This window comes from Klebsiella sp. 141162, from assembly GCF_050600755.1.
Taxonomy (GTDB): domain Bacteria; phylum Pseudomonadota; class Gammaproteobacteria; order Enterobacterales; family Enterobacteriaceae; genus Klebsiella; species Klebsiella aerogenes.
Map to the genome: position 1 here is coordinate 405,238 of NZ_JAQIRI010000002.1, position 25,707 is coordinate 430,944.

Sequence of the window (25,707 nt, forward strand, 5' to 3'; positions counted from 1 at the left end):
AAATGTTCAGTAAACACACGCACATTTGTTCCGAACGCTATGACCTGTGGATTGACAACCACTATCTTCTGAGCGGCATCAGCCTCATTCTGCGTACGCTGCCAGAAAGATGCTTCAGTAAAAAACATGTCTTTTTTACCAGCGACAGTTATTTTTCGGTATTACAGCATAAATACAATCGCCGGGAGACGGTTTTTGTTTTATTAACTGAAGGCAACGATCTTAATTTCCTTAGCGAACTGCCAATGTTACGCATCCCCGCCAGATCGACCCCTGCTGAATTAAAAACATTTCTCAATCAACCGACCCGATATTATAAATCGCATACTTCTCCTGGCGAACTGATACAGTTTACCGAGCGAGAAAAGAAAGTCATTCAGCTCATCAGTAATGGCGAAGCCATTGCCAGTATTGGTCGCTCGCTAAATTTGCATATTAAGACAATTTATCAAATCCGCTTGAATCTGATAAAAAAACTTGGCTGCAGCGGCAGGACAGATTTCTTTAATATCAGCCGTAGCGAAACATTTAAGTCCTGGAGTCAAATCCATCTGTAAGCGCGCGTGGCGTGAGCAAACAGAAACCTGCCTCACTTAAAAGGCAGGTTTTTTTATTCGTTACCGTGGAAGTGAATACTGAAACCCTGTTCCTGCCAGTGGCCCAGCAGCTCCAGTTGCAGCGGCGAAGCGGGGCGCCCGGTCCAGACGAAGATATGTTGCCCAGGAAACAGCTCCGGGCGAGGAGATTCTAACGGTTCCGCCAGCACGTTGACGTGCCAGCCACGCTGAGAAAGGCGCCAGGCTTCCAGCCATAGGCCGGTGCGGTCTTCATTCCCCCACCCCACCAGCAGCGTCTCCTTACCATTTTTTTTACGCGATTCCGCTAAAAACAGCGCCACGCAATCAATCAATATGCCATCCAACATGCTACTAATGACCATTGAGGTATTTTGATCGAGTTTCAGCCGCTGGCGCACCGGCGCGAACAGGCTATCAAGCAGGGTGTCGACGGGATGCTGATGGCTTAATGCGGTGATTTTGGCGCGGATTTTTGCCGGCTGCATATAGCGCAGGATACTCATCATCTCTTCCTGCAACTGTGCGGATTCGTCACGGGCGGCAGGTAGCTGGCCTTCAAGCAGCGCCTTCACTTTGCCCACTGAAACGCCACGCTCTATCCAGCGCTTAATTTCTTCGATTCGCTGAATATCTTCTTCATCAAACTGACGGTGCCCGCCTTCGCTACGCTGCGGTTTCAGCAAACCATAACGCCGCTGCCAGGCTCGAAGGGTGACCGGATTGATTCCGCAACGCTCGGCTACTTCACCGATACTGTAAAAAGCCATAAGCCGCCTTTTCTCAACCTGATACTTTAGCGCCTAAACTAACGAATTTAGGCATACTGTACAACTCTCTTTTCTTGTACAGATAAAGATATCAGGTTGCAGCTCACAGCTTGCGGGAAAAAGGATGAAAGTGCGTTTACGCTATCTCAGAATGGATCATATTTTCCCCGGCCAGGCGATAGCCGGCAGGCCACCCAGTCGCGGACTGGCAAACAGATTTCCCTGAAAATGAGAAATACCCGCCGCCTCCAGCCACATCCACTCCTCCGCCTGCTCAACGCCAACCACCGATACGGAAATTTCCAGCGAGTGACAGCATTTAATAATCGCCTGCACGATAGCCTGACGCGGCCCGTCACGATGGATGTTGCGGATCAGCTGCTGATCAATTTTAATTCGATCCGGTTGATAGTGCGCCAGCAGCGATAGCCCGGCAAAACCGGCGCCAAAGTGATCGATAGCGACGCGAATTCCCGCCCCCTTCAATTTGCGTACGGCATCGGTAAACTCATCCATTCGCGAGATCACTTCACGCTCGGTGAATTCAACAATAATCTGTTCCGGGATCAGATCGTTGCGCTGAATTTCCGTTAGCAGGAATGGCACCGCATCCGCCACTTTCACCAGCGTCATCGGCAGCAGGTTGATGGTCAGCGTACGTTCACGCAGGCCTAATTTACCGGCAATGGCCAACGCAACCCGTTTACATTGCAAATCCGCGACGTAAACCTCATCGCTGGACAAACCGGCAAAATAGGCCGCAGGCGGCTCTCCGTCAACGGTGCGTAGCAGCGCTTCCCAGGAGACTATTTCACAGGCAAAAGGGTCAACCACCGGCTGAAAAGCAAAACAACATGATTCAGCGCGGTCGATACAGGGCGCGGCCGGGTAAAACGAGCTCTCATCAGCAGTAAAATCCCAGCTATCAGCTGACGGAATTTCATAATAATTCTCCTTTTCCGTCGCTTCGACAAAGGTACGGAAAAAATGTAGCGCCCGGTCGTCGTAAGTCAGCTGATATTTTGTCGTCCCCTTATCCAGCACGTTCTGTAATACCGCGTCGCGATCGTGTTCCCTTAAATCAAACAGCTCCATGCCGACCTTACCAAAACGGCGAGACGGCGCGTAATCGCACAGAAGCTCCACCAGATTGTAATGACGCGGGTCCGCGCAAATATGCCGATAAATTTGCTGTACGTTTTCTTCCGGCCCCTCAATGAGTTGGAAAAAATGCGTGCCGTTAAAAAGTAAAATACCGGTGACATCCGCCTGACCATTTCTCTCGTTAGCCGCAGCAACCATCGACTCGAGCGATTTGAATGAGACATCGTCGCAGATATGGCTGCGATAAATGATGGTGGTGAGCATAGCGGTTCCAGATGAGAGGTATAAGCATTCACAGTAGCAGTTACTGCTCGATACGTCTTGCGAAACAAGTATTTATATTAACAAAAATTGAACACACGACGCCGCCTGGCCGCATAATCTTGTACAGATTGTCACGCTTAGAATCCTCATCGCAATTTTACACAAAATAAAAAAACAACAAATTTATCGTTAGTTTTCAACAAACTATACTCCAATCACAATTTATTGCGCAACACGCTATGTACAAGTTAAAGATTATTGTATAAGTTTACTCACAGTTAACAGATGAGTGAAATTAAAGGAGCGCATATGCAGCAGAATGGTTACATTCCAGATACAGCGAACGCGATAGCCCAGTATTTCAACAAAGCATCGTTACCTTCCCAGCAGGAGACGCTGGGCGAAATCGTGATGGACATACTCACCGAAGGGCGGCATTTAAACCGCAAAGCGCTCTGCACCAAGTTACTGAGCCGTCTTGACGTCGCACGAGCTCCGGAAGAAGAAAATCATTATCAAACGTTGATTGGCCTGCTGTTTGAGCGTCAGGAGTAAACGCTGACTGTCGGCCTGCACCTGACCTGGCTTACAGGAACAACGAGGCATGCAGAGGGACGATGATGAAAAGCAGTCAATCAGAACGGGTTAGCGATGAGATTATTGGCGAGGCGGTTTTATCCCTTCTTAAAACAAACCGGCCAATTAATATTCCGACGCTGCTAGTCAAACTTCGGTTAATGCAGGCAGCGGAAACGAACCACCAGCGAAGGAATGCAATTATTGCCGTTATTGATGAAATTAGCGTCAGACTCACGACGCGCGGCAATCACGCTCCGGTCATTAAAAAGATTAACGGCCAGTGGGAAAACAGAGCCGTTGTTGTGGATGGTAACGTCGAACCGACGGGTAAAAAAATACACTGATCCCCAATCAAGTTTAATAAACAAGTGAGAATATGATGAGACAGACTATGCATCAGCAATCAGATATTTACGCAGGACTGCAGGATAGAGCGCTCTCAGAATATTTCCGCGCCGCCGGAGATAAATTAGTCGATGAATCTGCGGTAATGTCGCTGGCAATCGACAGCATCCTCAGCTCAGATGGGCATCTGAGCAATAAGGCGCTTATTTTATGGTTGATCAATGCCCTGGAAACCACCGATAACGTGGTCACCGCGGATGTGATTCGCAAGACGCTGGAAATTGTCGTCGGCTATACGATGGATGATATTTAAGCCTGTCAGTCCGAATAAAAAAACCTCGCGGCGCGAGGTTTTTTTATTCCATCAGTAGCACATTAATGCGCGTTAACCACTACCCACATCGGTCCCTGACCAACGGCATAACGCCCTTTCTCTTTTAACAGCCCCTGCTCGCCGGCAATTTCATATACTGCGATATGATGCGATTTCTGCCCGGCGGCAATCAAATACTTACCGCTGTGATCGAGATTAAAGCCGCGCGGCTGCGCTTCGGTCGGCTGGTAGCCTTCAATAGACAGTACGCTACCGTCTTCAGAAACGCTGAAGATGGTGATAATGCTGGCGGTACGATCGCAGGCATAAAGATGACGGCCATCCGGCGTAATATGAATATCCGCAGCCCAGCGCACGCCGGTGAAATCTGGCGGCATCATATCCAGCGTCTGCACGCACTCAATTTTCCCGTGCGGATCTTTAAGCTCCCACACGTCAACGGAGCTGTTCAGTTCATTCACACAGTAGCCATACTGCTGGTTCGGATGGAACACCATATGCCGCGGACCGGCGCCTTCAACGGTAGTGACTTCCGCCGGCTCCTGTGCGGCCAGATAGCCGTCGTCGCTCAGGTTAAACAGGCAAATACGATCCTGCTTCAGCGCCGGTACCCATAGCGTGCGGTTGTCCGGCGAAATATTGGCCGAGTGACAGCCTTCCAGCCCCTCGACGACGGTGACCGTTTCGCCCGGCAGGCCGTCAATCAATGGCGTCACGCTCACGCAACCCTGATTGTAGGAAGCGCTAAAAACAAAACGGCCCTGATGGTCGGTGGAGATATGCGTCGGGCTCCCCGGCAGCGCAGCTTCACCGGCGAAAGTCAGCGCGCCATTATCTGGCGCAATGCGGTAAGCCAGGACGCGAAACTCCGGACGAACGCCGACATAGAGATACTCTTTGTTCGGACTTACCACCATCGGCTGCACCTGGCCCGGGGCATCAACAACCTGAACCAATGTCAGATTTCCCTCAGCATTGAGGCTCCAGACGTGAATCTGATGGCTCTCCGGGCTGGCGGTATATACGGTTTGTTTCATGACTACTCCTTTCCTCACTGCTCGTGAAACTGCTCGTGGACATCGTTATACATTTCATCCGGCGCGCGACGCAACGATGAATGGTATAGACGTTTTTAACGGTAGATGCTGAAAAATTTGCCCCTGAGACGAAGCCGTGTACCATCATGGCAGACAACTTTTCATCATTTACCGGAACCAACACATGACCTCACGCGTGATCGCCCTCGATTTAGACGGCACCCTACTGACCTCGAAAAAAACGATTCTTCCGGCGTCGCTCGATGCGCTGGCTCGCGCCCGGGAGGCTGGATATCAGGTGATCGTCGTAACCGGCCGACATCACGTCGCTATCCATCCTTTTTATCAGGCACTGGCTCTCGATACACCTGCAATTTGTTGTAATGGTACCTATTTGTATGATTATCATGCAAAAAAGGTTCTCGAGTCCGATCCGATGCCGGTGGATAAAGCCCTCAGCCTGACCAACATGCTCGCCGAACACGATATTCACGGTCTGATGTACGTCGATAACGCCATGCTTTATGAACGTCCGACCGGCCACGTGATCCGCACCACTAACTGGGCGCAGTCGTTGCCGGTTGAACAACGCCCGGTTTTCACCCAGGTGAATTCTCTGGCGCAGGCGGCGCGTGAAGTACAAGCGGTATGGAAATTCGCCCTTACCGACGAAAATATCCCGAAACTGCAGGCCTTCGCGCAGACCGTCGGCCAGAAACTGGGCCTGGAATGCGAATGGTCGTGGCACGATCAGGTTGATATCGCCCGCGCCGGCAATAGTAAAGGCAAACGCCTGGCACAGTGGGTCGCCGCGCAAGGATTATCCATGCAGGACGTCATCGCTTTTGGCGATAACTACAACGACCTCAGCATGCTGGAAGCCGCCGGGACCGGCGTGGCGATGGGTAACGCGGTTGAGGAAGTAAAAGCGCGGGCCAACGTGGTGATCGGCGAAAACGAAACCACCAGCATTGCCGACTTTATCAATCGTAACTTGCTGTAATCAGGCCGCGATCGACACGCTCTTAATTTGCGCATACAGCCACTGGCCTGGGCTGACACCCAGGTCATCCCGCGCCCACGGGCTAATTCGCGCCCATAGCGTTTTGCCGCTGACCGTAAGCTGTACCTCAATCTGACCGTTGGTTTCCACGCAGCCAACAACCTGTGCGCGCAGAATATTCCGGATACTGGTCTGTCGCGGATGCTCCAGCACCAGCGACACATCCGACGCCTGAATACGAATACGCGCCGCTTCGCCCGGCTCCCGCGCCAGTTGATTAACCCATAGTTGCTGATCGCCCAGCGCCAGCGCGGTCATCGCATATTGCGGATGCTGCGCGATGACCGAGACGTTAAGAATTGTGCTCTGCTGCTCCTGCGGCAGCCAAGGATGCATCACGCTGCTGCTCCAGACCGTTTCGAGATCGCCAAACGCCTTCACTTTCCCCGCCTCCAGCACCAGCACGTTATCGGCCAGGTGCTGAATTTCATCCAGCGAGTGGCTGACATATAGCATCGGGATGTGGATCTCGCGCGCCAGTCTCTGTAAATAGGGGAGTAATTCGCGCTTGCGCGGAATATCCAGCGAGGCCAGCGGCTCATCCAGCAGCAGCAATTCCGGCGCGGTCAACAGGGCGCGGCCAATCGCCACCCGCTGTTTTTCCCCGCCGGACAAACTACCGGGCAGTCGTTCAAGCAGGTGCTCAATGCCCAACAACGCCACCAGCTTATCAAATTGCGCGGCCATGCTTTTGGCCATCCCATATTTCAGGTTGCCGCGCACTTTGTAGTGCGGAAACAGCCGCGCGTCCTGAAACACGTAGCCGATGCGCCGCTTCTCCGGCGCCAGGCAGATACGCTGTCGCGCGTCATTGAGTACCCGACCATTGAGCACAATGCGCCCCTGCTGCGGCTGCGTCAGCCCGCCGATCGCATTAATCAGCGAGGTTTTGCCCGCGCCCGAGACGCCGAAAATTGCGGTAATGCCGCTGGCGGGCAGGGTTTCATGTACTTCAAGACAGTGGTTGCCCAGCGTCTGGCTAAAATCGAGCTCCAGCATAGTTATTTTCCCATCCGCTTACGGCTAAGGCGCGCCAGCCATTCGGAGACCAGCAGCGATACCAGCGCCAGGACAATAGAGATGATGCACAACCGCGCGGCGGCGCCTTCGCTGCCTGGCGTTTGAATCAGGGTATACATCGCGGAAGGAATGGTGCGCGTTTCGCCAGGAATGTTTGAGACAAAGGTGATCGTCGCGCCAAACTCCCCCAGCGAACGGGCGAAAGCCAGCACCGTACCGACAATAATGCCCGGCAGAGTCAACGGCAGCGTGATGGTGAAAAATACCCGCCAGCGATTAGCCCCGAGGGTGCGCGCCGCCTGTTCAAGCTTTACGTCCACCCCTTCAAGGGCGAGGCGAATCGCCCGCACCATCAGCGGGAATGACATCACCGCCGCCGCCAGTACCGCCCCCCGCCAGCTGAAGGCGAAAGTCAGACCAAACCAGTCGTATAACCAACTGCCAATAAAGCCGCGCCGCCCCATGGAAATCAGCAGCAGATAGCCGACCACCACCGGCGGCAGCACCAGCGGTAGATGTATAATACTATCGAGTAACGCTTTGCCGGGAAAATGGCGGCGCACCAGCAGCCAGGCAAAAAAGATCCCAAAAGGTAAGCTGCAAACCACCGCCAGGGATGAAACTTTCAGGCTCAGCAGTACCGCCTGCCATTCGGGATCGCTTAAAATCATTGCTGTGTGGTGAATCCGTAACGTTTAAAGATAGCCGAGGCTTCCGGGCCTTTGAGGTAGTCGTAAAACGCGGTTACGGTAGCATTTTTATGCCCATCAACGATAGCCAGCGGATACTCGACTTTTTTGTGCGAATCCTCCGGGAAGGTGCCCACCACTTTAACCCCCTTGCTGGCGACGGCATCAGAGCCGTAGACGATGCCCAGCGGCGCTTCGTTGCGCTCCACCAGCGCCAGCGCGCCGCGCACGTCTTCTGCCGGCGCGAGCTTCGGCGACAACGTCTCCCAGGCCCCCAGTTTCTGCAGCGCTTCTTTCGCGTAGATCCCCGCCGGCACGTGATCCGGATCGCCGACCGCCAGACGCCCGCCTTGCAGCAGGCTGACCCAGTCGGTTTTATCATTAATGGCGATATCGCCGCGATCGCTGGCTTTCGGCGCCACCACCACCAGGCTATTGCCCAGCAGCGTGGTGCGGGAAGCCGTATCGATTGATTTTTTGTCTACGGCATAGTCCATCCATTTCTGATCCGCAGAAATAAATAGATCGGCAGGCGCGCCGGCTTCAATCTGGCGCGCCAGCGTGGAGGAAGAGGCAAAGGAAGAAACCACCTCGACATGACGCTCTTTTTTATACGCCTGGGCGATATCCTGCATAGCGTTAGTTAACGACGCCGCGGCAAAAACGGTTATTTTGCCGTCCTGCGCCAGCGCATGACCAGAAACGCAGAGCGTTAATACCGCCCCGGTAAGTAAACGCGACCATTGACCTGCCATTGGAAACTCCTGTTTATTCGTTATGTAATGAATAATATAACGACTATGGTGAGAATTTCACAGCGCCAATTAGGGGTAATCAGGATGGGGACAAAAGAAAACGCCCGGCGGGCCGGGCGTTGGGGAAATCAGTGGTTTTGCTGGCTGCTGTCTTTATGACCGGCGCCGGAGAAAAGGTTGAACACTTCACCGAGACCGTAAATCAGACCGAGGATGACCGCCATCACCACAGGTACCATGACGACAGCAAATACCAGACTTTTCAACAGCTCTAACATGGTTGGCTCCAGATAGTACGAATATTTCATTGTAACCATTTTGGCCGGAAAAACACGCCCCATTTGTGCGGTGCCTCGCCGCCGCGGCAGATGGCTGTTGCAAGATAGGCGCTATCGTTCACAATACGCTTTTTACGTCAGGAATTGATTATGCAGGCCGAAATCCTTCTTACGCTTAAACTTCAGCAGCGCCTGTTCGCCGATCCTCGCCGGATCGCCCTACTCAAGCAGATCGATCGGACTGGCTCAATTAGCCAGGGGGCGAAGAACGCCGGTATCAGCTATAAAAGCGCATGGGATGCGATCAACGAAATGAACCAGCTCAGCGAACAGTCGCTGGTCGACCGCGCCACCGGCGGTAAAGGCGGCGGCGGCGCGGTGCTGACCCGCTATGGCCAGCGGTTGATTCAGTTGTACGATCTGTTGGCGCAGATTCAACAAAAAGCCTTCGACGTACTAAGCGACGATGACGCCCTGCCCCTCGACAGTTTGCTGGCGGCGATTTCCCGCTTCTCGTTACAAACCAGCGCCCGCAACCAGTGGTTCGGCACCATCACCGGTCGCGACCACCAGCAGGTACAGCAACATGTCGACGTGCTGCTGGCGGACGGCCAAACCCGTTTTAAAGTCGCCATTACCGCACAAAGCGCCGACCGTCTCGGGCTCGATGAAGGCCAGGAAGTGCTGGTGTTGCTGAAAGCGCCGTGGGTCGGCATCACGCTGGATAACGCCGTGGCGCAGCAGGCGGACAACCAGCTTACCGGGCGCATTAGCCGCATTGAACGCGGCCCGGATCGGTGTGAAGTCATCATGGCGTTGCCGGATGGGCAAAACCTGTGCGCCACGCTGTCAACGGCGCAAATTGACGGTTTGCAGGAGGGCGCGCAGGCGATCGCTTACTTCAATGCCGATCGCATCATTCTGGCCACCTTATGCTAATGGCATTGACTTTATTGCCGTGAAGACGTATCCCTGAAGTACAACGCTGCAAAAAGTGGGATACACAATGTCATCATTGCAAATTTCGCAAGGCACGTTTCGCCTTAGCGATATAAAAACCTTATATATCGATCGCCTCACGCTACGTGCTGGCGAAAGCTGGGCTTTCGTCGGCAGTAACGGTAGCGGTAAATCGGCGCTGGCCAGAGCGCTGGCCGGCGAACTGACTCTACTCAACGGGCAGCGCGAAAGCACATTTCAGCGTACGACTCGCCTCTCCTTCGAACAGCTGCAGAAACTGGTCAGCGACGAGTGGCAACGCAACAACACCGATATGCTTAGCCCCGGCGAAGAAGACACCGGACGCACTACCGCAGAAATCATCGAAGATGAAAAACGCGACCCGGAACGCTGTGCCCGGCTGGCGGAGCAGTTTGGTATTAGCCACCTGCTGACGCGGCGCTTTAAATATCTGTCGACGGGCGAAACCCGCAAAACGCTCCTCTGTCAGGCGCTGATGAGCGATCCCGACCTGCTGATCCTCGACGAACCGTTTGATGGCCTGGATGTCGCTTCTCGCCAACAGTTGGCCGACCTGCTGGCCAGCCTGCATCAGGATGGCATCACCCTGGTACTGGTTCTCAACCGCTTTGATGAGATCCCGGAATTTATTGAATATGCCGGCGTGCTGGCGGATTGCACGCTGAGCGAAATCGGCGAGAAACAGGCCTTACTGCAACAGGCGCTGATTGCCCAACTGGCGCACAGCGAGAAGCTTACTGGCATGACGCTCCCGGAACCGGATGCTCCCGCCGCGCGGCACGACTTAGCGGAGAACGCTCCGCTTATCATTCTTAACGACGGCACGGTGTCGTATAACGATAAAGCGATCATTAATCAGCTAAGCTGGACGGTGAATCCCGGCGAACACTGGCAAATTGTCGGTCCCAACGGCGCGGGCAAATCCACATTGCTGAGCCTGATCACCGGCGACCATCCGCAGGGTTACAGCAACGACCTGACGCTGTTTGGCCGCCGCCGCGGCAGCGGCGAGACCATCTGGGATATCAAAAAACATATTGGCTATGTCAGTAGCAGCCTGCATCTGGAATACCGCGTCAGCACTAACGTGCGTAACGTGATCCTTTCCGGCTATTTTGATTCGATCGGCATTTATCAGGCGGTCTCTGATAAACAGCACAAGCTGGTTCAGCGCTGGCTGGATATTCTGGGCATTGATAAACGCACCGCCGACGCCCCGTTCCATAGTTTGTCGTGGGGACAGCAGCGGCTGGCGCTGATCGTTCGCGCGCTGGTTAAACACCCGACCTTACTGATACTCGATGAACCTTTACAGGGTTTAGATCCGCTGAATCGTCAACTGGTACGTCGTTTCGTTGATGTTTTGATTGGCGAAGGGGCCACGCAGCTGCTGTTTGTATCGCATCATGCCGAAGATGCCCCTGACTGCATTACCCACCGTCTGGAGTTTATTCGTAGTGGAGACGGTTACACTTACCACCTCGGCACGCTGGCAGAATAGCGCTATACAGGGGTCTGCGGATCCCTGTATTTTTTCAGAGAAATAACCAAAAATCACAACAACTAACTGTTTTATAAAAGATTATATAAAATCAGTCTTAATGCTGCACCAAGTGTAAACGATTCCACTATTTTAGCCTGTGTCACACTTTTGCCTTCTTTGGTATGCTATCTTCTTCTCACACGATAAGCCTATTGGAGCGAATCATGAAAGTACTGGTCACAGGTGGTAGCGGTTACATTGGAAGTCATACTTGCGTACAGCTGCTGCTGCAGGGACATGATGTGATTATTCTCGACAATCTCTGCAACAGTAAACGCAGCGTATTGCCGGTCATTGAACGTCTCGGCGGCAAGAAAGCCACCTTTGTCGAAGGCGATATTCGTAATGAAGCGCTGATGACGGAAATTCTGCACGATCACGCCATTGAAGCGGTGATCCATTTTGCCGGCCTGAAAGCCGTCGGCGAGTCCGTCGCCAAGCCGCTGGAATATTACGACAATAACGTCACCGGTACACTGAAATTAGTTTCCGCTATGCGCGCGGCTGGCGTTAAAAACTTTATTTTTAGCTCCTCCGCGACCGTCTACGGCGACCAGCCAAAGATCCCTTATGTTGAAAGTTTCCCGACCGGTACCCCGCAAAGCCCCTACGGTAAAAGCAAACTGATGGTTGAGCAGATCCTCGCCGACCTGCAGAAAGCCCAACCGGACTGGAGCATCGCGCTGCTGCGCTACTTCAACCCGGTCGGCGCGCATCCATCAGGCGATATGGGCGAAGATCCGCAGGGTATCCCGAACAACCTGATGCCGTATATCGCGCAGGTTGCCGTTGGCCGTCGCGAATCACTGGCGATTTTCGGTAACGACTACCCGACCGAAGACGGCACCGGCGTGCGCGACTACATCCACGTGATGGACCTCGCCGACGGCCACGTCGCCGCCATGGAAAAACTGGCGAATAAAGCCGGCGTGCATATCTACAACCTTGGCGCAGGCGTCGGCAGCAGCGTGCTGGACGTGGTCAACGCCTTCAGCAAAGCCTGCGGTAAACCGATTAATTATCACTTCGCGCCGCGCCGCGATGGCGATCTCCCAGCCTACTGGGCTGATGCCGCCAAAGCCGACCGCGAGCTGAACTGGCGCGTGACGCGCAACCTTGACGAAATGGCGCAGGACACCTGGCACTGGCAGTCCCGTCATCCGCAGGGTTATCCGGACTAATCGCCTAAAGGAAAGGCTCTAAGGAAATACCATGACGCAATTTAACCCCGTCGACCATCCGCACCGTCGTTATAACCCGTTAACCGGGCAGTGGATTCTGGTTTCACCGCATCGTGCCAAGCGCCCCTGGCAAGGGGCGCAGGAGACGCCGGCAAAACAAACGTTGCCCGCGCACGATGCGGATTGTTTCTTGTGCCCGGGTAATACCCGCGTCACCGGCGACACTAACCCGAATTACACCGGCACTTACGTGTTTACCAACGATTTTGCGGCATTGATGACCGATACGCCGGACGCCCCGGAGAGCGACGATCCGCTGATGCGCTGCCAAAGCGCGCGCGGCACCAGTCGGGTTATCTGCTTCTCGCCAGACCACAGCAAAACGCTGCCGGAACTGAGCATTGAAGCACTGGAAGGCGTGGTTAAAACGTGGCAAGAGCAGACCGCGGACCTTGGGAAAAGTTATCCCTGGGTCCAGGTCTTCGAAAATAAAGGGGCGGCGATGGGCTGCTCCAACCCGCACCCTCACGGCCAGGTTTGGGCCAACAGCTTCCTGCCTAATGAAGCGGAACGTGAAGACCGTCTGCAAAAAAAATATTTCGCTGAGCAGGGTTCACCGATGCTGGTGGATTATGTGCAACGCGAACTGGCCGACGGCAGCCGTACCGTTGTAGAAACCGAACACTGGCTGGCCGTGGTCCCCTATTGGGCAGCCTGGCCCTTTGAGACGCTGCTGCTACCAAAAGCGCATATTCAGCGCCTGACCGATTTAACCGCAGCCCAGCGCCACGACCTGGCGCTGGCGCTGAAAAAGCTGACCAGCCGTTACGACAACCTGTTCCAGACCTCCTTCCCCTACTCCATGGGCTGGCACGGCGCGCCGTTTAATAACGAAGATAATCAACACTGGCAGCTGCACGCTCACTTTTACCCGCCGCTGTTGCGCTCCGCCACGGTGCGCAAATTTATGGTCGGTTACGAAATGCTAGCCGAAACCCAGCGCGATCTCACGGCGGAACAAGCCGCCGAAAAGTTACGTGCCGTTAGCGATATCCATTTTCGTGAATCAGGAGTTGAACAATGAGTCTGAAAGAGAACACCCAGGCGCTGTTTGCTGAACAGTTTGGCTACCCTGCCAGTCACGTCATTCAGGCGCCGGGCCGCGTCAACCTGATTGGCGAACATACCGATTACAACGATGGTTTCGTGCTGCCGTGCGCCATTGACTATCAAACCGTAGTCAGCTGCGCGCCGCGTTCCGACCGTATCGTGCGGGTCATTGCCGCCGATTATGACAACCAGCGCGACGAGTTTTCCCTCGATGCGCCCATCGTTAGCCACGACACCCAACAGTGGTCAAACTACGTCCGCGGCGTGGTCAAACATCTGCAAAAGCGCAATAGCCACTTCGGCGGCGCCGATCTGGTCATCAGCGGCAACGTACCGCAGGGCGCGGGGTTAAGCTCCTCGGCGTCGCTGGAAGTCGCCGTCGGCACCGTGTTCCAGCAGCTGTATCATCTGCCGCTCGACGGCGCGCAAATCGCCCTTAACGGCCAGGAAGCGGAAAACCAGTTCGTCGGCTGTAATTGCGGCATTATGGACCAGCTTATTTCGGCGCTGGGTAAAAAAGATCATGCGCTGCTGATCGACTGCCGTACCCTTGGCACCAAAGCGGTGTCGATGCCGAAAGGCGTCGCGGTGGTGATTATCAACAGCAACTTTAAACGCACGCTGGTCGGCAGCGAATACAACACCCGCCGCGAACAGTGTGAAACCGGCGCGCGTTTCTTCCAGCAGCCCGCTCTACGTGACGTTGAGCTTGCGCAGTTTAATGCCGTGGCCCACGAGCTGGACCCGATTGTGGCGAAACGCGTGCGTCATGTATTAACCGAAAACGCTCGTACCGTTGAAGCGGCGAAGGCGCTGGCAAACGGCGACCTGCAGCGTATGGGCGAACTGATGGCGGAGTCTCACGCTTCCATGCGCGATGATTTTGAAATCACCGTACCGCAAATTGATACGCTGGTTGAGATTGTCAAAGAGGTTATCGGCGACAAGGGCGGCGTGCGGATGACCGGCGGCGGCTTTGGCGGCTGTATCGTTGCCCTGATGCCGGAAGCATTGGTTGAAAAAGTACAGCAGGCGGTAGCCGCTCAGTATGAAGCGAAAACCGGCATTAAAGAGACTTTTTACGTCTGCAAACCATCCCAGGGAGCCGGCCAATGCTAACGCCAACCCGCGAACTCGCGCCCGACGGACAGCCGTGGAACGTGATAACGCTGCGTAATAACGCCGGGATGACCGTAACGGTGATGGACTGGGGCGCGACGCTACTCTCCGCGCAAGTGCCCCTTGCCGATGGCAGCCTGCGCGAAGCGTTACTTGGCTGCGCCACGCCGCAGCAATATCGCCAGCAGGCGGCATTTCTGGGCGCGTCCGTCGGCCGCTACGCTAACCGTATCGCCAACAGCCGCTTCACGCTCGATGGCGAAATCGTGAATTTAACCCCGTCGAACGAGGCCGGCCACCAGCTCCACGGCGGGCCGGACGGCTTCGACAAGCGCCGCTGGCAAATTGTCAGCCACGACGACAGCCAGGCGCTATTTGCGCTCGACTCCGCCGATGGCGATCAGGGCTTCCCGGGCCATCTGCAGGCAACCGCGCGCTATCGCCTGACTGACGATAATCGTATCGCCATTGAGTACCGCGCCACCGTTGATAAGCCCTGCCCGGTCAATATGACTAACCATGTCTATTTTAATCTCGACGGCGTGCAGGGCGATGTGCGCCACCACCGCCTGCAGATCTTCGCCGATCGGTATCTGCCGGTAGAGAGCGACGGTATTCCGTATGGCGATTTGCGCGACGTGGAGTACACCAGTTTTGATTTCCGCGCGCCAAAAGTGCTTGCCGGAGAGTTTCTTGCCGATGCTGACCAGCAAAAAGTGAAAGGTTACGATCACGCCTTTCTGCTGCAGGCCAAAGGCGACGCCCGCCAGCCGGCGGCGCATGTCTGGTCGCAGGATGAAAAGCTACAGCTGACGGTGTATACCTCGGCCCCGGCGCTGCAGTTTTATTCCGGTAACTATCTCGGCGGCACGCCATCGCGCGGCAGTCAACCTTACGGCGACTGGCAAGGGCTGGCGCTGGAGAGCGAGTTCCTGCCGGACTCCCCCAATCATCCGCATTGGCCGCAGCCAGATTGCGTATTACGACCCGGCGCCGAGTACGTTAGCCTGACGGAATATCAGTTGATCGCCAGATAACGCCATAACCCTCCCTGCGGAGGGTTTTTTTTCGCCTTTTTGCTGTAATTTGCACCGCTAAAAGACAAAAAGCTAACCTGTGTTTTACAAGCATCTTACACTGCGTCACTATTTTCGCTATGGTTAGGGATAAGCATTGCCGTGAGGTAAATCACGGCAATATAATGAGAATAGTTATCAATCAATAAACACATACACCACAGTAGTCGGGTTGCGTGTAGGAGGAGTAAGAGAATGGCTGTAACTAAGCTGGTACTAGTCCGTCACGGCGAGAGCCAATGGAACAACGAAAACCGTTTCACCGGTTGGTACGACGTTGACCTGTCTGAAAAAGGCGTTAGCGAAGCGAAAGCGGCGGGTAAACTGCTGAAGGAAGAAGGCTTCAGCTTTGATTTTGCTTATACCTCCGTGCTGAAACGTGCCATCCACACCCTGTGGAACGTGCTGGACGAACTGGATCAGGCCTGGCTGCCGGTTGAGAAATCCTGGAAACTGAACGAACGTCATTACGGCGCGCTGCAGGGCCTGAACAAAGCGGAGACCGCTGAGAAGTATGGCGACGAGCAGGTTAAACAGTGGCGTCGCGGCTTTGCCGTCACCCCGCCGGAACTGACCAAAGATGACGAACGTTATCCGGGCCACGATCCGCGTTACGCGAAGCTGACCGATGCGGAACTGCCGACCACCGAGAGCCTGGCGCTGACCATCGACCGCGTCGTACCTTACTGGAACGAAACTATTCTGCCGCGCCTGAAAAGCGGCGAGCGCGTCATTATCGCCGCTCACGGTAACTCCCTGCGTGCGCTGGTGAAATACCTCGACAACATGGGCGAAGACGAAATCCTCGAACTGAACATCCCGACCGGCGTACCGCTGGTGTATGAGTTCGATGAAAACTTCAAGCCGATCAAACACTACTACCTGGGCAATGCTGACGAAATCGCTGCGAAGGCCGCGGCCGTCGCCAACCAGGGTAAAGCGAAGTAATACGCAACTGAATTATTTCGGCAACAAAAAAGCGTGGAATTTTCCACGCTTTTTTATTTTTAGCTATCGCTGGCGCAACGCGAAGGCAGCCAGCGATGGTAAAGCACAGGCTAGCCGCGGCGCGCTTTAACCGCATCCGCCAGCTGGCGCAGGATGGTCTCGGTATCTTCCCAGCCGATGCAGGCGTCGGTCACGCTCTTGCCGTAGGTCAGCGGTTCGCCGCTTTCCAGGCTCTGATTGCCTTCCACCAGGTGGCTTTCAATCATCACGCCCATAATCGCGTTTTCACCGCCGGCAATCTGCTGGCACACGTCGGCGCCGACTTCCATCTGCTTTTTAAACTGCTTGCTGGAGTTAGCGTGGCTGAAGTCGATCATGATTTGCGCCGGCAGACCGGCTTTTGCCAGACCCACTTTCACTTCGGCAACGTGCTGAGCGCTATAGTTCGGCTCTTTACCGCCGCGCAGAATGATATGGCAATCGCTGTTGCCGCTGGTGTTCACAATAGCGGAATGGCCCCACTTCGTTACCGATAAGAAACAGTGCGGCGCGCCAGCTGCGTTGATCGCATCGATAGCGACCTTGATGGTGCCATCGGTGCCATTTTTGAAGCCAACCGGGCACGAGAGGCCGGAAGAGAGTTCACGGTGCACCTGGGATTCAGTGGTACGCGCGCCGATTGCGCCCCAGCTCATCAGGTCCGCCACATATTGCGGGGTGATCATATCAAGGAACTCGCCCGCCGCAGGCAAACCGCTGTCGTTGATTTCCAGCAGCAGCTTACGCGCGATACGCAGCCCGTCGTTGATGCGGAAGCTGTTATCCATATGCGGATCGTTAATTAGCCCCTTCCAACCGACGGTGGTGCGCGGTTTTTCAAAATAGACGCGCATAACGATTTCCAACTCGCCTTTGAGCGCTTCACGCAGCGTCAGCAGGCGGCTGGCGTACTCTTTCGCCGCGGCAGGGTCGTGAATAGAGCACGGACCAATTACCACCAGCAGACGATCGTCGTTGCCTTTGAGGATGTTGTGGATCGCTTTGCGAGCATGTGCAACGGTATTGGCAGCATTTTCGGTAGCGGGGAATTTTTCCAGGAGCGCAACGGGAGGTAATAATTCGTTGATCTCTTTAATGCGTAAATCGTCGTTCTGATAATTCATCTTCTTTCCAGGCGTTGCCATACTTATACAATGAAATGCAATCCTTCCAATCTATCTCTTCGGTCAAAAAGTGTAAACGTGATTTTACACTGACGATGGAATAATCCTGGAATTAGGGAAAAATACGCCATAAAGTAGCGAAATCCCGCCAGCCAACTACAATTTTTAACTGCAACATCCAATTAAATGTTTATTTTCAGTATTATATTTTAAATCCTCACGCTAAGGCGGAGTGTTAAACCATAGCACCGCAGATCCCTGGCACATCTCTGTTGGCCGCGTTTAGCCAACAAATCGACTAAGCAGGAGTATCCGATGAATATGAATAAACTCACAGCCCTACTTATCACCGCCACCTTAAGCTTAGCCAGCGGCGCCGCACTGGCCGCCGATAGCGGCGCGCAATCGAACAACGGCCAGGCCAATTCCGCCGCTGATGCCGGACAGGTTGCGCCCGATGCCCGTGAAAACGTGGCGCCTAATAATGTCGATAACGACAAAATTAACTCCGGTGGCACCATGCTTCACCCTGATGGTTCGACGATGAATCATGACGGAATGTCGAGCGACGAGGTCCATAAAAACAGCATGTGCAAAGATGGACGCTGTCCGGATACGGATAAAAAAATGGAAAGCGGCAATGGTATGAACCACGATGCCAGCAAAACGGATGGCACTACGCAGTAATTGAAACGGGTAAGAAAAGGGATCGAGGTGACCAACGTTCACCTCGATCCCTTTGTTCGCTGAATTTCGGTAAGATGTCATAGTGTAATAATGATAACTATTAAAGGATGACATCATGGCGCATGCACATTCACCGACCCCTGCTGGCGAAAACAGTAACGCCAACCGGCTGCTTTGGGCTTTTATCGTAACCGCCGGTTTTATGATTATTGAGGCCATCGGCGGCGTCATTTCCGGTTCGCTGGCCCTGCTGGCCGATGCCGGACATATGCTCACCGACTCCGCCGCCCTCCTGTTCGCTCTGCTGGCGGTACGCTTCGCCAGCCGGCCGCCAAATAGCCGCCACACCTTTGGCTGGCTGCGTTTAACCACTCTCGCCGCCTTCGTCAACGCCATCGCCCTGGTAGTCATTACCATTTTCATCTTCTGGGAAGCGGTACAGCGTTTTAACCATCCGCAGCCTGTCGCGGGAAAAACCATGATGGTTATCGCCGTCGCCGGACTGTTGGCCAATATTCTCGCCTTCTGGATCCTGCACCGCGGCAGCGCCGAAAGTAATCTTAACGTTCGCGCGGCGGCGCTACATGTACTGGGCGATTTGTTGGGTTCCGTCGGCGCCATCGTGGCCGCTATCGTGATTCTGATGACCGGCTGGACGCCGATTGACCCGATCCTCTCGGTGCTGGTGTCGTGTTTAGTGCTGCGTAGCGCCTGGCGGCTGCTGCAGGAGAGTATGAATGAGCTGCTGGAAGGGGCGCCGCGCTCGCTGGATGTCGAAGCATTAGGCCGCGATCTACGCCGCTCGATACCTGAAGTCCGCGACGTTCACCACGTTCACGTCTGGCTGGTAGGGGAAAAACCGGTGATGACGCTACATGTACAGGTCGTGCCGCCACACGATCATGATGCGCTACTTGATAGCATCCAGCATTTTATTGAGCATAAATATGAAATTGAGCATGTGACGGTACAGATGGAGTATCGCCCCTGCAGCGGCCCGGAATGCCACCTGAATCTGGCGCATTCCGGACATGAGCATCATCATCACCATTAACGTGAAAGCGCGTGAGAACCTCGCTCACGCGCGCTGTTAATCCACATCCGGCTGCCGTTCAGGGCAATGAACGTGAGCAGCAAATACTCCAGCGACATCGCGTACACGCCCTGCAGAGCGAAAATCACCACGCTGATGACGTTGATGATCACCCACAGCAGCCAGTTCTCCACGTATTTACGCGTCATCAACACCATCGCAGCAATCGACAGCACCATCATGCAGGAATCCCAGAATGGGAAAGCATCGGGTTCCAGCGTCGGCATCGCCACCTGTAGCCCGAGCATTTGCATCAGGTTGACGGCGATGCGGGTCAGGAAGGCAAATACCGGGTTAATAAACACCGTCATCAGGCCGATAGCCACTACGCAGCCTGCCAGCCAGGCCAGCGCTTTTGGCAGCGGCAGCCAGCGAATTTTCAGTTCCGCTTCGTTATCGCTGGTCTGCCTTGACCACGCGTACCAGCCGTAAACGTTCGCCGCGAAGAAAAACAGCTGCAGCAGCAGGCTGGCGTACAGCTGGATCTGGAAGAAGATGATCGCAAAAAGCGTTACGTTCACCAGGCCGAAGGCATAGTTGCTGATTTTTTCCAGGCTCGCCAGCCAGATGCACAGCAGGCCGGCGATGGTCCCCACCGCCTCAATCCACGACAGATCGTAGCCGCCGGCGCCGATCGGTATATGCACTAAAATATTCTGCGTACTGAAAAAATCCATTTTATCCCCTAAGCGTAACGCGACGCGGTAATGAGTTATCCCCGTAGTGTAGCCGCAAATTCCAGCATACGGTTAAGCGGAATTAATGCCCCGGCACGCAGTTTGGCGTCGACGTGAATTTCGTGTTCAATGCCGCCCTGCTCTAACCCTTGCGCTATCGCTTTCAGGCCGTTCATCGCCATCCATGGACAATGGGCGCAGCTGCGACAGGTTGCGCCCTCACCTGCCGTAGGCGCTTCCAGCAGCTCTTTTTCCGGTACCGCCTGCTGCATTTTATAGAAGATCCCGCGATCGGTAGCCACGATAAGCTGGCGCTGCGGCAGGCTTTTCGCCGCGGCAATTAATTGGCTGGTTGATCCTACCGCATCCGCCATGTCGACAATCGCCTGCGGTGATTCCGGATGCACCAGGATCGCCGCATCGGGGTAGAGCCCCTTCATGCGCGCCAGCGCCTGGGTTTTGAATTCATCATGGACGATGCAGGCGCCCTGCCAGCACAACACGTCGGCCCCGGTCTGGCGCTGTACATAGCGACCAAGATGGCGGTCCGGCGCCCAAAGTATCTTTTGTCCGAGGCTATCGAGATGTTCAATCAATTCCACCGCGATGCTGGAGGTCACCACCCAGTCGGCGCGCGCTTTTACCGCCGCCGACGTATTGGCATAGACCACCACGGTGCGATCCGGGTGAGCATCGCAAAACGCATTAAAGTCATCAATGGGACAGCCGAGATCCAGCGAGCACTCCGCATTCAGCGTCGGCATAAGGATGGTCTTTTCCGGACTAAGAATTTTGGCCGTTTCGCCCATAAAACGCACTCCGGCAACCAGCAGCGTGGAGGCCGGGTGACGCGCGCCAAAACGCGCCATTTCCAGCGAGTCGGCAATACAGCCGCCGGTCTCTTCGGCCAGTTGCTGAATTTCGGGATCGGTGTAGTAATGCGCCACCATCACGGCGTCGCGCTCACGCAGCAGGCGTTTAATTTTCTCGCGGTAAAACGCTTTTTCGTCACGGTTCAACGGTTGTGGTTTTGGCGGGAAAGGATAAATCGCCGTTTCAGGATCAAACATTACGCTCATCATGCAATCTCGTTTTACTGGCTTAACTTTGAAACCGTAAATATCGCTATGTATCGCCATAATACGGTTACTATGTTTTATATGCTAAACAAGATAGCCGATCGCAAGCGAAATGTCGTGATGAATTTTGTATTCCCCGGGGACGATGCTGCGCATCTTCCCGGGCTACCGGTTCGTGCCTTATTTAGCCACGGTAAGCGTGGTGCGAACATGGAGTTGATTGTGGAGAATGACGCATAGCAAAAAGGCGCCTTTAGGGCGCCTTTTTACATTGGTGGGTCGTGCAGGATGACTCGGCTTCGCCTCGCCCTACGGGCCGTTGCTGACGCAACGTTATCCTTCACGTTCAACATCAAAGTTCAATGTTGAATGGTGGGTCGTGCAGGATTCGAACCTGCGACCAATTGATTAAAAGTCAACTGCTCTACCAACTGAGCTAACGACCCCTTGCGGGATTTTACTGCTGTAATCATTCAGGATGGTGGGTCGTGCAGGATGACTCGGCTTTGCCTCGCCCTACGGGCCGTTGCTATCGCAACGTTATCCTTCACGTTCTACCAGAAACCACCGTTAAAGATTGGTGGGTCGTGCAGGATTCGAACCTGCGACCAATTGATTAAAAGTCAACTGCTCTACCAACTGAGCTAACGACCCTAAGGGTGTTACCTGAAAGATTTTGTACTCGGCACCATCATTTTAGATGGTGGGTCGTGCAGGATTCGAACCTGCGACCAATTGATTAAAAGTCAACTGCTCTACCAACTGAGCTAACGACCCGAGTGGTGGGTGATGACGGGATCGAACCGCCGACCCCCTCCTTGTAAGGGAGGTGCTCTCCCAGCTGAGCTAATCACCCGAAACTGCGCTGGATACTACCGATACTGCTTCCACCGACCCCATCATTAAGATGGTGGGTCGTGCAGGATGACTCGCTTCGCTCGCCCTACGGGCCGTTGCTGAAGCAACGTTATCCTTCACGTTTAACATCGAAGTTCGATGCTAAAGATGGTGGGTCGTGCAGGATTCGAACCTGCGACCAATTGATTAAAAGTCAACTGCTCTACCAACTGAGCTAACGACCCGGTGGTGGGTGATGACGGGATCGAACCGCCGACCCCCTCCTTGTAAGGGAGGTGCTCTCCCAGCTGAGCTAATCACCCGATACTGCGCTGGATACTTCTACTAAGTGGTGGGTCGTGCAGGATGACTCGGCTTTGCCTCGCCCTACGGGCCGTTGCTGACGCAACGTTATCCTTCACGTTTTACTATCGCGTTCCACCAGAACGATTGGTGGGTCGTGCAGGATTCGAACCTGCGACCAATTGATTAAAAGTCAACTGCTCTACCAACTGAGCTAACGACCCACTCTGGCGTCGCTTTGGGCTTGTTCGATATCCCTTGGCAACGGCGGCATATATTACTGATTTCAGATTTCAGCGCAACTAAAATTTCGATAAAGATCACTTAACTGCTTGGGATTCGCGCGACAAGACCAGAAATAACGCGATTTCTGGTCATGCCATAATCAACCCAGGGCGTTAAGACGTTTTTGCGCTTGTTTCGCACCATCGGTGCCAGGGAATTTGCTGACCACCTGCTGGTAAACCGCTTTCGCTTTCGCGGTGTCGCCTTTGTCCTGCATGATGACGCCGACTTTAAACATCGCATCCGGCGCTTTCGGGGATTTCGGATAGTTTTTCACCACCGAGGCAAAATAGTATGCCGCATCGTCTTTTTTCCCCTTATTGTAGTTCAACTGTCCGAGCCAGTAGTTGGCGTTCGGTTGATAAGTTGAATCCGGGTACTTCTTGACGAAGTTCTGAAACGCGACCATCGCGTCATCCTGGCGGGACGAATCTTTTACCAGCGCAATAGCCGCGTTGTAATCGGTGTTGGCATCCCCGGTCATCGCTGGCGCCCCAGAGGCCGCTGGCGCTGTACTGGCGGTAGCCGAACTCTGATCGCCGGAAGATGACTGAGCCTGCGCCTGCGCGCCTGCTGCCGCTGCTCCGCCACCGCTCGTCAGTCCGTCGATCTGTTGCAGAATCTGCTTCTGGCGTTCGACAATCTGATTGAGCTGATACTGATTTTCCTGAATCTGACCGCGCAGGGAATCAATATCGCTTTGGTTATCGGAGAGCTGTTGCTGGAGTTGGGTTAAAAGCTGGCTGTGAGCATTGGAAATACGCTCAAGTTGAGTGACGCGGTCTTCGACCGAGCCTGAGCCGACACTACTGATTGGCGCCTGAGCAAAAGCGGCCCAGGGGGCCGCTATGCCAACCAGTAACGACAGACTCAATAAATGATGTCTGAAGTTACTGCTCATGCAATTCTCTTAGTAAACCAGTACGGCGCGACGGTTTTTGGCATATGCCGCTTCGTCATGACCCAGTACTGCAGGTTTTTCTTTACCGTAAGAAACGATGGAAATCTGGTCAGCAGAAACACCTTTGCCCTGCAGATACATCTTAACGGCGTTAGCACGACGCTCACCCAGAGCGATGTTGTATTCCGGAGTACCGCGCTCATCCGCGTGACCTTCTACGGTCACTTTGTAGGACGGGTTGCTACGCAGGAAGTTAGCGTGCGCATCCAGCATTGCAGCGAAGTCAGAACGGATATCGTACTTGTCCAGATCGAAGTAAACGATGTTGTTCTGCTGCAGCTGCTGCATCTGCAGACGCGCTTGCTCTTCGGAAGACATGTTGCCGCCGTTACCGTTAGCGTCCATACCAGTGCCGGCACCCAGCATGCCTTCACCGCTCTGGTCGTTGCTGGCGTTCTTGTTGGAAGAACACGCCGCGATTGCCATAACCGGCAGAGCGATCATCAGCCCTTTCAGCACTTTGTTCAGTTGCATTTCTTTGATTCCTTTAATAATCAATTATTTATTATCACAGATACGGCGACCAGGCAGGGAATTTTACCTGTCCATCAGTTGCCGGAAGACGCGCTTTGAAACGCCCATCTGTAGAAACCAGATTCAGCACGGATCCCATCCCCTGAGAAGAGCTGTAGATTACCATAGTGCCGTTAGGTGCCAGACTTGGCGTTTCATCTAAAAACGTTGATGACAGAACCTGTACACCACCCGCTTCCAGATCTTGCTTAGCAATGTGTTGCTGACCGTTGGCCGAGCTTACCATTACCATAATTTTACCATCAGCGCTGACGTCAGCATCCTGGTTCTGCGAACCTTCCCAGGTAATACGCTGCGGCGTACCGCCGTTGATGTTGACTTTATACACCTGAGGACGGCCAGCCTGGTCGGAAGTAAACGCCAGGTTCTGGCTATCCGGGAACCAGCTCGGTTCGGTGTTATTGCTGCGACCGTTAGTCACCTGACGAATCTGGCCGGATCCGAGGTCCATCACGTACAGGTTCAGGCTACCGGTTTTCGACAGTGCGAATGCCAGTTTGCTGCCATCCGGCGAGAAGGCCGGCGCGCCGTTGTGCTGCGGGAAGGAGGCAATCTGACGGACTGCGCCATTCGCCAGCGTCTGGACTACCAGCGCGGAACGGCCGCTTTCGAAGGTCACATAGGCCAGTTTAGAACCGTCCGGAGACCATGCCGGCGACATCAGCGGCTGCGATGAACGGTGAACCAGGAACTGGTTGTAGCCATCGTAGTCAGAGACGCGCAGCTCATACGGGAACTGGCCGCCGTTGGTGCGAACCACGTAAGCGATACGGGTACGGAAAGCGCCTTTAATCCCGGTCAGCTTTTCGAATACCGCGTCGCTGGCGGTATGTCCGGCATAACGCAGGTACTGCTTGGTCACTTTGAAAGAGCCTTGCGACAGGATGGTACCCGGCGCACCGCCGGTATCCACCAGCTGATAGGCAACCTGGTAAGAACCGTCAGGGTTTGGCGTCACCTGGCCTACGACCACGGCGTCAACGCCCAGCGCGGACCATGCCGCAGGCTGCACTTCCTGAGCGCTACCCGGCTGCTGAGGCAGGCGCGAGCGATCCAGCGGATTAAACTTGCCGCTATTGCGCAGGTCAGCCGCTACCACGCCGCCAATATCTTCAGGCGCAGCGCCCGGGCCAGCCCACTGGAATGGCACCACGCCGATGGGGCGCGCCGAGTCCACCCCTTGGGTGATCTCGATGCGTACTTCTGCGTGCAGCACCGCCGCCCACAGCATCAAAAAACCAAATGCTACTCGTAATGCCTGCTTCATCATATCTCCCTTATCCGGGCGGAAAGCCCACGATAATTTAGCAGAATGTT

Annotated in this window: 27 protein-coding genes and 7 tRNA genes; 14 read left to right on the plus strand and 20 right to left on the minus strand. The window is 54.4% G+C overall.

The window, feature by feature from the left end:
- Positions 1-2: 2 nt before the first annotated feature.
- On the plus strand, positions 3-557 hold the full coding sequence (locus PGR23_RS09470) for a helix-turn-helix transcriptional regulator (RefSeq protein ID WP_045395089.1): 555 nt from the start codon (positions 3-5) through the stop codon (positions 555-557).
- A gap of 53 nt (positions 558-610) precedes the next feature.
- On the opposite strand, the gene PGR23_RS09475 is transcribed toward PGR23_RS09470, so the two are convergent.
- Positions 611-1,345, minus strand: a complete 735-nt coding sequence (locus tag PGR23_RS09475; protein ID WP_015704784.1) for a MerR family transcriptional regulator — start codon at positions 1,343-1,345, stop codon at positions 611-613.
- A gap of 156 nt (positions 1,346-1,501) precedes the next feature.
- The gene (locus tag PGR23_RS09480) at positions 1,502-2,713 is read right to left on the minus strand and encodes a diguanylate phosphodiesterase (RefSeq protein WP_047049188.1); all 1,212 of its coding nucleotides are present in this window, start codon (positions 2,711-2,713) and stop codon (positions 1,502-1,504) included.
- A gap of 309 nt (positions 2,714-3,022) precedes the next feature.
- Between PGR23_RS09480 and ycgZ the strand changes: the two genes are divergently transcribed.
- The 3 genes from ycgZ to PGR23_RS09495 all read left to right on the plus strand — a co-directional run bounded on the left by ycgZ (position 3,023) and on the right by PGR23_RS09495 (position 3,950).
- Entirely contained in the window at positions 3,023-3,268 is a 246-nt protein-coding gene (gene ycgZ, locus PGR23_RS09485; protein WP_015367637.1) for a regulatory protein YcgZ, read from the plus strand.
- Between the two features lie 65 nt (positions 3,269-3,333).
- On the plus strand, positions 3,334-3,636 hold the full coding sequence (locus PGR23_RS09490) for a hypothetical protein (protein ID WP_045395090.1): 303 nt from the start codon (positions 3,334-3,336) through the stop codon (positions 3,634-3,636).
- Between the two features lie 47 nt (positions 3,637-3,683).
- The gene (locus tag PGR23_RS09495) at positions 3,684-3,950 is read left to right on the plus strand and encodes a biofilm development regulator YmgB/AriR family protein (RefSeq protein ID WP_045395077.1); all 267 of its coding nucleotides are present in this window, start codon (positions 3,684-3,686) and stop codon (positions 3,948-3,950) included.
- A 62-nt stretch (positions 3,951-4,012) separates the two neighbouring features.
- Here PGR23_RS09495 and pgl read toward each other — a convergent pair whose 3' ends face one another.
- Positions 4,013-5,008 carry a 6-phosphogluconolactonase gene (pgl, locus tag PGR23_RS09500; protein WP_015367640.1) on the minus strand — a complete coding sequence of 332 codons (996 nt, stop codon included), beginning with the start codon at positions 5,006-5,008 and terminating at the stop codon, positions 4,013-4,015.
- Positions 5,009-5,192: 184 nt separating this feature from the next.
- Between pgl and PGR23_RS09505 the strand changes: the two genes are divergently transcribed.
- Positions 5,193-6,011 carry a pyridoxal phosphatase gene (locus PGR23_RS09505; RefSeq protein ID WP_047064956.1) on the plus strand — a complete coding sequence of 273 codons (819 nt, stop codon included), beginning with the start codon at positions 5,193-5,195 and terminating at the stop codon, positions 6,009-6,011.
- Here PGR23_RS09505 and modC read toward each other — a convergent pair whose 3' ends face one another.
- The 4 genes from modC to PGR23_RS09525 form a co-directional block, all read right to left on the minus strand.
- Positions 6,012-7,070, minus strand: a complete 1,059-nt coding sequence (gene modC / locus PGR23_RS09510; RefSeq protein WP_045395080.1) for a molybdenum ABC transporter ATP-binding protein ModC — start codon at positions 7,068-7,070, stop codon at positions 6,012-6,014.
- Between the two features lie 2 nt (positions 7,071-7,072).
- Positions 7,073-7,762 (minus strand): molybdate ABC transporter permease subunit, encoded by a 690-nt coding sequence (gene modB / locus PGR23_RS09515; protein WP_015367643.1) that lies wholly within the window; start codon positions 7,760-7,762, stop codon positions 7,073-7,075.
- Positions 7,759-8,535, minus strand: coding sequence for a molybdate ABC transporter substrate-binding protein (gene modA, locus PGR23_RS09520; RefSeq protein WP_045395081.1), 777 nt, complete (start codon positions 8,533-8,535; stop codon positions 7,759-7,761). Before modA ends, modB begins: the two co-directional genes overlap by 4 nt.
- Positions 8,536-8,663: 128 nt before the next feature.
- The gene (locus PGR23_RS09525) at positions 8,664-8,813 is read right to left on the minus strand and encodes an AcrZ family multidrug efflux pump-associated protein (protein ID WP_045395091.1); all 150 of its coding nucleotides are present in this window, start codon (positions 8,811-8,813) and stop codon (positions 8,664-8,666) included.
- 150 nt (positions 8,814-8,963) lie between these two features.
- Here PGR23_RS09525 and modE point away from each other — a divergent pair, with 150 nt between their 5' ends.
- The 7 genes from modE (at position 8,964) to gpmA (ending at position 16,771) form a co-directional block, all read left to right on the plus strand.
- A complete protein-coding gene (modE, locus tag PGR23_RS09530) occupies positions 8,964-9,752 on the plus strand; it encodes a molybdenum-dependent transcriptional regulator (RefSeq protein WP_047049194.1) in 789 nt (262 codons plus the stop codon).
- A gap of 67 nt (positions 9,753-9,819) precedes the next feature.
- Entirely contained in the window at positions 9,820-11,295 is a 1,476-nt protein-coding gene (gene modF, locus PGR23_RS09535; RefSeq protein ID WP_047049197.1) for a molybdate ABC transporter ATP-binding protein ModF, read from the plus strand.
- 206 nt (positions 11,296-11,501) lie between these two features.
- Positions 11,502-12,518 (plus strand): UDP-glucose 4-epimerase GalE, encoded by a 1,017-nt coding sequence (galE, locus tag PGR23_RS09540; protein WP_045364697.1) that lies wholly within the window; start codon positions 11,502-11,504, stop codon positions 12,516-12,518.
- Positions 12,519-12,549: 31 nt separating this feature from the next.
- Entirely contained in the window at positions 12,550-13,602 is a 1,053-nt protein-coding gene (gene galT / locus PGR23_RS09545; RefSeq protein ID WP_047049199.1) for a galactose-1-phosphate uridylyltransferase, read from the plus strand.
- Entirely contained in the window at positions 13,599-14,747 is a 1,149-nt protein-coding gene (gene galK, locus PGR23_RS09550) for a galactokinase (protein WP_045395085.1), read from the plus strand. The genes galT and galK overlap by 4 nt, the downstream gene beginning before the upstream one ends.
- Positions 14,741-15,784: a galactose-1-epimerase gene (gene galM, locus PGR23_RS09555; RefSeq protein WP_045395086.1), complete on the plus strand. Its 1,044-nt coding sequence runs from the start codon at positions 14,741-14,743 to the stop codon at positions 15,782-15,784. The genes galK and galM overlap by 7 nt, the downstream gene beginning before the upstream one ends.
- 234 nt (positions 15,785-16,018) lie before the next feature.
- Positions 16,019-16,771 (plus strand): 2,3-diphosphoglycerate-dependent phosphoglycerate mutase, encoded by a 753-nt coding sequence (gene gpmA, locus PGR23_RS09560; protein WP_015367652.1) that lies wholly within the window; start codon positions 16,019-16,021, stop codon positions 16,769-16,771.
- 110 nt (positions 16,772-16,881) lie between these two features.
- Here the strand turns inward: gpmA and aroG are convergent, their stop codons facing one another.
- The gene (gene aroG / locus PGR23_RS09565) at positions 16,882-17,934 is read right to left on the minus strand and encodes a 3-deoxy-7-phosphoheptulonate synthase AroG (protein WP_015367653.1); all 1,053 of its coding nucleotides are present in this window, start codon (positions 17,932-17,934) and stop codon (positions 16,882-16,884) included.
- Positions 17,935-18,249: 315 nt separating this feature from the next.
- On the opposite strand from aroG, the gene PGR23_RS09570 reads away from it, so the two are divergent.
- Complete coding sequence (locus tag PGR23_RS09570) at positions 18,250-18,621, plus strand: YbgS-like family protein (protein WP_047049202.1); 372 nt, start codon at positions 18,250-18,252, stop codon at positions 18,619-18,621.
- A gap of 115 nt (positions 18,622-18,736) precedes the next feature.
- Positions 18,737-19,675: a CDF family zinc transporter ZitB gene (gene zitB, locus PGR23_RS09575; RefSeq protein WP_015367655.1), complete on the plus strand. Its 939-nt coding sequence runs from the start codon at positions 18,737-18,739 to the stop codon at positions 19,673-19,675.
- Here zitB and pnuC read toward each other — a convergent pair.
- The 12 genes from pnuC to tolB form a co-directional block, all read right to left on the minus strand.
- Positions 19,672-20,391 carry a nicotinamide riboside transporter PnuC gene (gene pnuC, locus PGR23_RS09580; protein WP_015367656.1) on the minus strand — a complete coding sequence of 240 codons (720 nt, stop codon included), beginning with the start codon at positions 20,389-20,391 and terminating at the stop codon, positions 19,672-19,674. The two genes, zitB and pnuC, sit on opposite strands and share 4 nt — an antisense overlap.
- A 35-nt stretch (positions 20,392-20,426) precedes the next feature.
- Complete coding sequence (gene nadA / locus PGR23_RS09585) at positions 20,427-21,470, minus strand: quinolinate synthase NadA (RefSeq protein ID WP_047049507.1); 1,044 nt, start codon at positions 21,468-21,470, stop codon at positions 20,427-20,429.
- Between the two features lie 370 nt (positions 21,471-21,840).
- Positions 21,841-21,916 (minus strand) — tRNA-Lys (locus PGR23_RS09590).
- 132 nt (positions 21,917-22,048) lie between these two features.
- Positions 22,049-22,124: transfer RNA gene (locus tag PGR23_RS09595), tRNA-Lys, on the minus strand.
- A gap of 47 nt (positions 22,125-22,171) precedes the next feature.
- Positions 22,172-22,247 (minus strand) — tRNA-Lys (locus PGR23_RS09600).
- Positions 22,248-22,250: 3 nt separating this feature from the next.
- Positions 22,251-22,326 (minus strand) — tRNA-Val (locus tag PGR23_RS09605).
- Positions 22,327-22,476: 150 nt separating this feature from the next.
- Positions 22,477-22,552: transfer RNA gene (locus PGR23_RS09610), tRNA-Lys, on the minus strand.
- Positions 22,553-22,554: 2 nt separating this feature from the next.
- A tRNA-Val gene (locus PGR23_RS09615) sits at positions 22,555-22,630 on the minus strand.
- 128 nt (positions 22,631-22,758) lie between these two features.
- Positions 22,759-22,834 (minus strand) — tRNA-Lys (locus PGR23_RS09620).
- 161 nt (positions 22,835-22,995) lie between these two features.
- Complete coding sequence (gene cpoB / locus PGR23_RS09625; protein WP_047049205.1) at positions 22,996-23,796, minus strand: cell division protein CpoB; 801 nt, start codon at positions 23,794-23,796, stop codon at positions 22,996-22,998.
- Between the two features lie 9 nt (positions 23,797-23,805).
- A complete protein-coding gene (gene pal / locus PGR23_RS09630) occupies positions 23,806-24,330 on the minus strand; it encodes a peptidoglycan-associated lipoprotein Pal (RefSeq protein WP_002895068.1) in 525 nt (174 codons plus the stop codon).
- A 34-nt stretch (positions 24,331-24,364) separates the two neighbouring features.
- Positions 24,365-25,657, minus strand: coding sequence for a Tol-Pal system beta propeller repeat protein TolB (tolB, locus tag PGR23_RS09635; protein ID WP_015367659.1), 1,293 nt, complete (start codon positions 25,655-25,657; stop codon positions 24,365-24,367).
- Positions 25,658-25,707 lie beyond the last annotated feature (50 nt).

Bases quoted from the DNA above. Each gene is read 5' to 3' on its own strand.
- galT (WP_047049199.1), top strand. From the start codon at position 12,550: ATGACGCAATTTAACCCCGTCGACCATCCGCACCGTCGTTATAACCCG.
- modB (WP_015367643.1), bottom strand. From the start codon at position 7,762: ATGATTTTAAGCGATCCCGAATGGCAGGCGGTACTGCTGAGCCTGAAA.
- PGR23_RS09525 (WP_045395091.1), bottom strand. From the start codon at position 8,813: ATGTTAGAGCTGTTGAAAAGTCTGGTATTTGCTGTCGTCATGGTACCT.
- PGR23_RS09475 (WP_015704784.1), bottom strand. From the start codon at position 1,345: ATGGCTTTTTACAGTATCGGTGAAGTAGCCGAGCGTTGCGGAATCAAT.
- pgl (WP_015367640.1), bottom strand. From the start codon at position 5,008: ATGAAACAAACCGTATATACCGCCAGCCCGGAGAGCCATCAGATTCAC.
- pnuC (WP_015367656.1), bottom strand. From the start codon at position 20,391: ATGGATTTTTTCAGTACGCAGAATATTTTAGTGCATATACCGATCGGC.
- cpoB (WP_047049205.1), bottom strand. From the start codon at position 23,796: ATGAGCAGTAACTTCAGACATCATTTATTGAGTCTGTCGTTACTGGTT.
- galE (WP_045364697.1), top strand. From the start codon at position 11,502: ATGAAAGTACTGGTCACAGGTGGTAGCGGTTACATTGGAAGTCATACT.
- ycgZ (WP_015367637.1), top strand. From the start codon at position 3,023: ATGCAGCAGAATGGTTACATTCCAGATACAGCGAACGCGATAGCCCAG.
- PGR23_RS09570 (WP_047049202.1), top strand. From the start codon at position 18,250: ATGAATATGAATAAACTCACAGCCCTACTTATCACCGCCACCTTAAGC.
- modC (WP_045395080.1), bottom strand. From the start codon at position 7,070: ATGCTGGAGCTCGATTTTAGCCAGACGCTGGGCAACCACTGTCTTGAA.
- zitB (WP_015367655.1), top strand. From the start codon at position 18,737: ATGGCGCATGCACATTCACCGACCCCTGCTGGCGAAAACAGTAACGCC.
- PGR23_RS09495 (WP_045395077.1), top strand. From the start codon at position 3,684: ATGCATCAGCAATCAGATATTTACGCAGGACTGCAGGATAGAGCGCTC.
- modA (WP_045395081.1), bottom strand. From the start codon at position 8,535: ATGGCAGGTCAATGGTCGCGTTTACTTACCGGGGCGGTATTAACGCTC.
- PGR23_RS09505 (WP_047064956.1), top strand. From the start codon at position 5,193: ATGACCTCACGCGTGATCGCCCTCGATTTAGACGGCACCCTACTGACC.
- modF (WP_047049197.1), top strand. From the start codon at position 9,820: ATGTCATCATTGCAAATTTCGCAAGGCACGTTTCGCCTTAGCGATATA.
- galM (WP_045395086.1), top strand. From the start codon at position 14,741: ATGCTAACGCCAACCCGCGAACTCGCGCCCGACGGACAGCCGTGGAAC.
- PGR23_RS09480 (WP_047049188.1), bottom strand. From the start codon at position 2,713: ATGCTCACCACCATCATTTATCGCAGCCATATCTGCGACGATGTCTCA.
- gpmA (WP_015367652.1), top strand. From the start codon at position 16,019: ATGGCTGTAACTAAGCTGGTACTAGTCCGTCACGGCGAGAGCCAATGG.
- pal (WP_002895068.1), bottom strand. From the start codon at position 24,330: ATGCAACTGAACAAAGTGCTGAAAGGGCTGATGATCGCTCTGCCGGTT.
- galK (WP_045395085.1), top strand. From the start codon at position 13,599: ATGAGTCTGAAAGAGAACACCCAGGCGCTGTTTGCTGAACAGTTTGGC.
- PGR23_RS09490 (WP_045395090.1), top strand. From the start codon at position 3,334: ATGAAAAGCAGTCAATCAGAACGGGTTAGCGATGAGATTATTGGCGAG.
- PGR23_RS09470 (WP_045395089.1), top strand. From the start codon at position 3: ATGTTCAGTAAACACACGCACATTTGTTCCGAACGCTATGACCTGTGG.
- aroG (WP_015367653.1), bottom strand. From the start codon at position 17,934: ATGAATTATCAGAACGACGATTTACGCATTAAAGAGATCAACGAATTA.
- nadA (WP_047049507.1), bottom strand. From the start codon at position 21,470: ATGAGCGTAATGTTTGATCCTGAAACGGCGATTTATCCTTTCCCGCCA.
- modE (WP_047049194.1), top strand. From the start codon at position 8,964: ATGCAGGCCGAAATCCTTCTTACGCTTAAACTTCAGCAGCGCCTGTTC.
- tolB (WP_015367659.1), bottom strand. From the start codon at position 25,657: ATGAAGCAGGCATTACGAGTAGCATTTGGTTTTTTGATGCTGTGGGCG.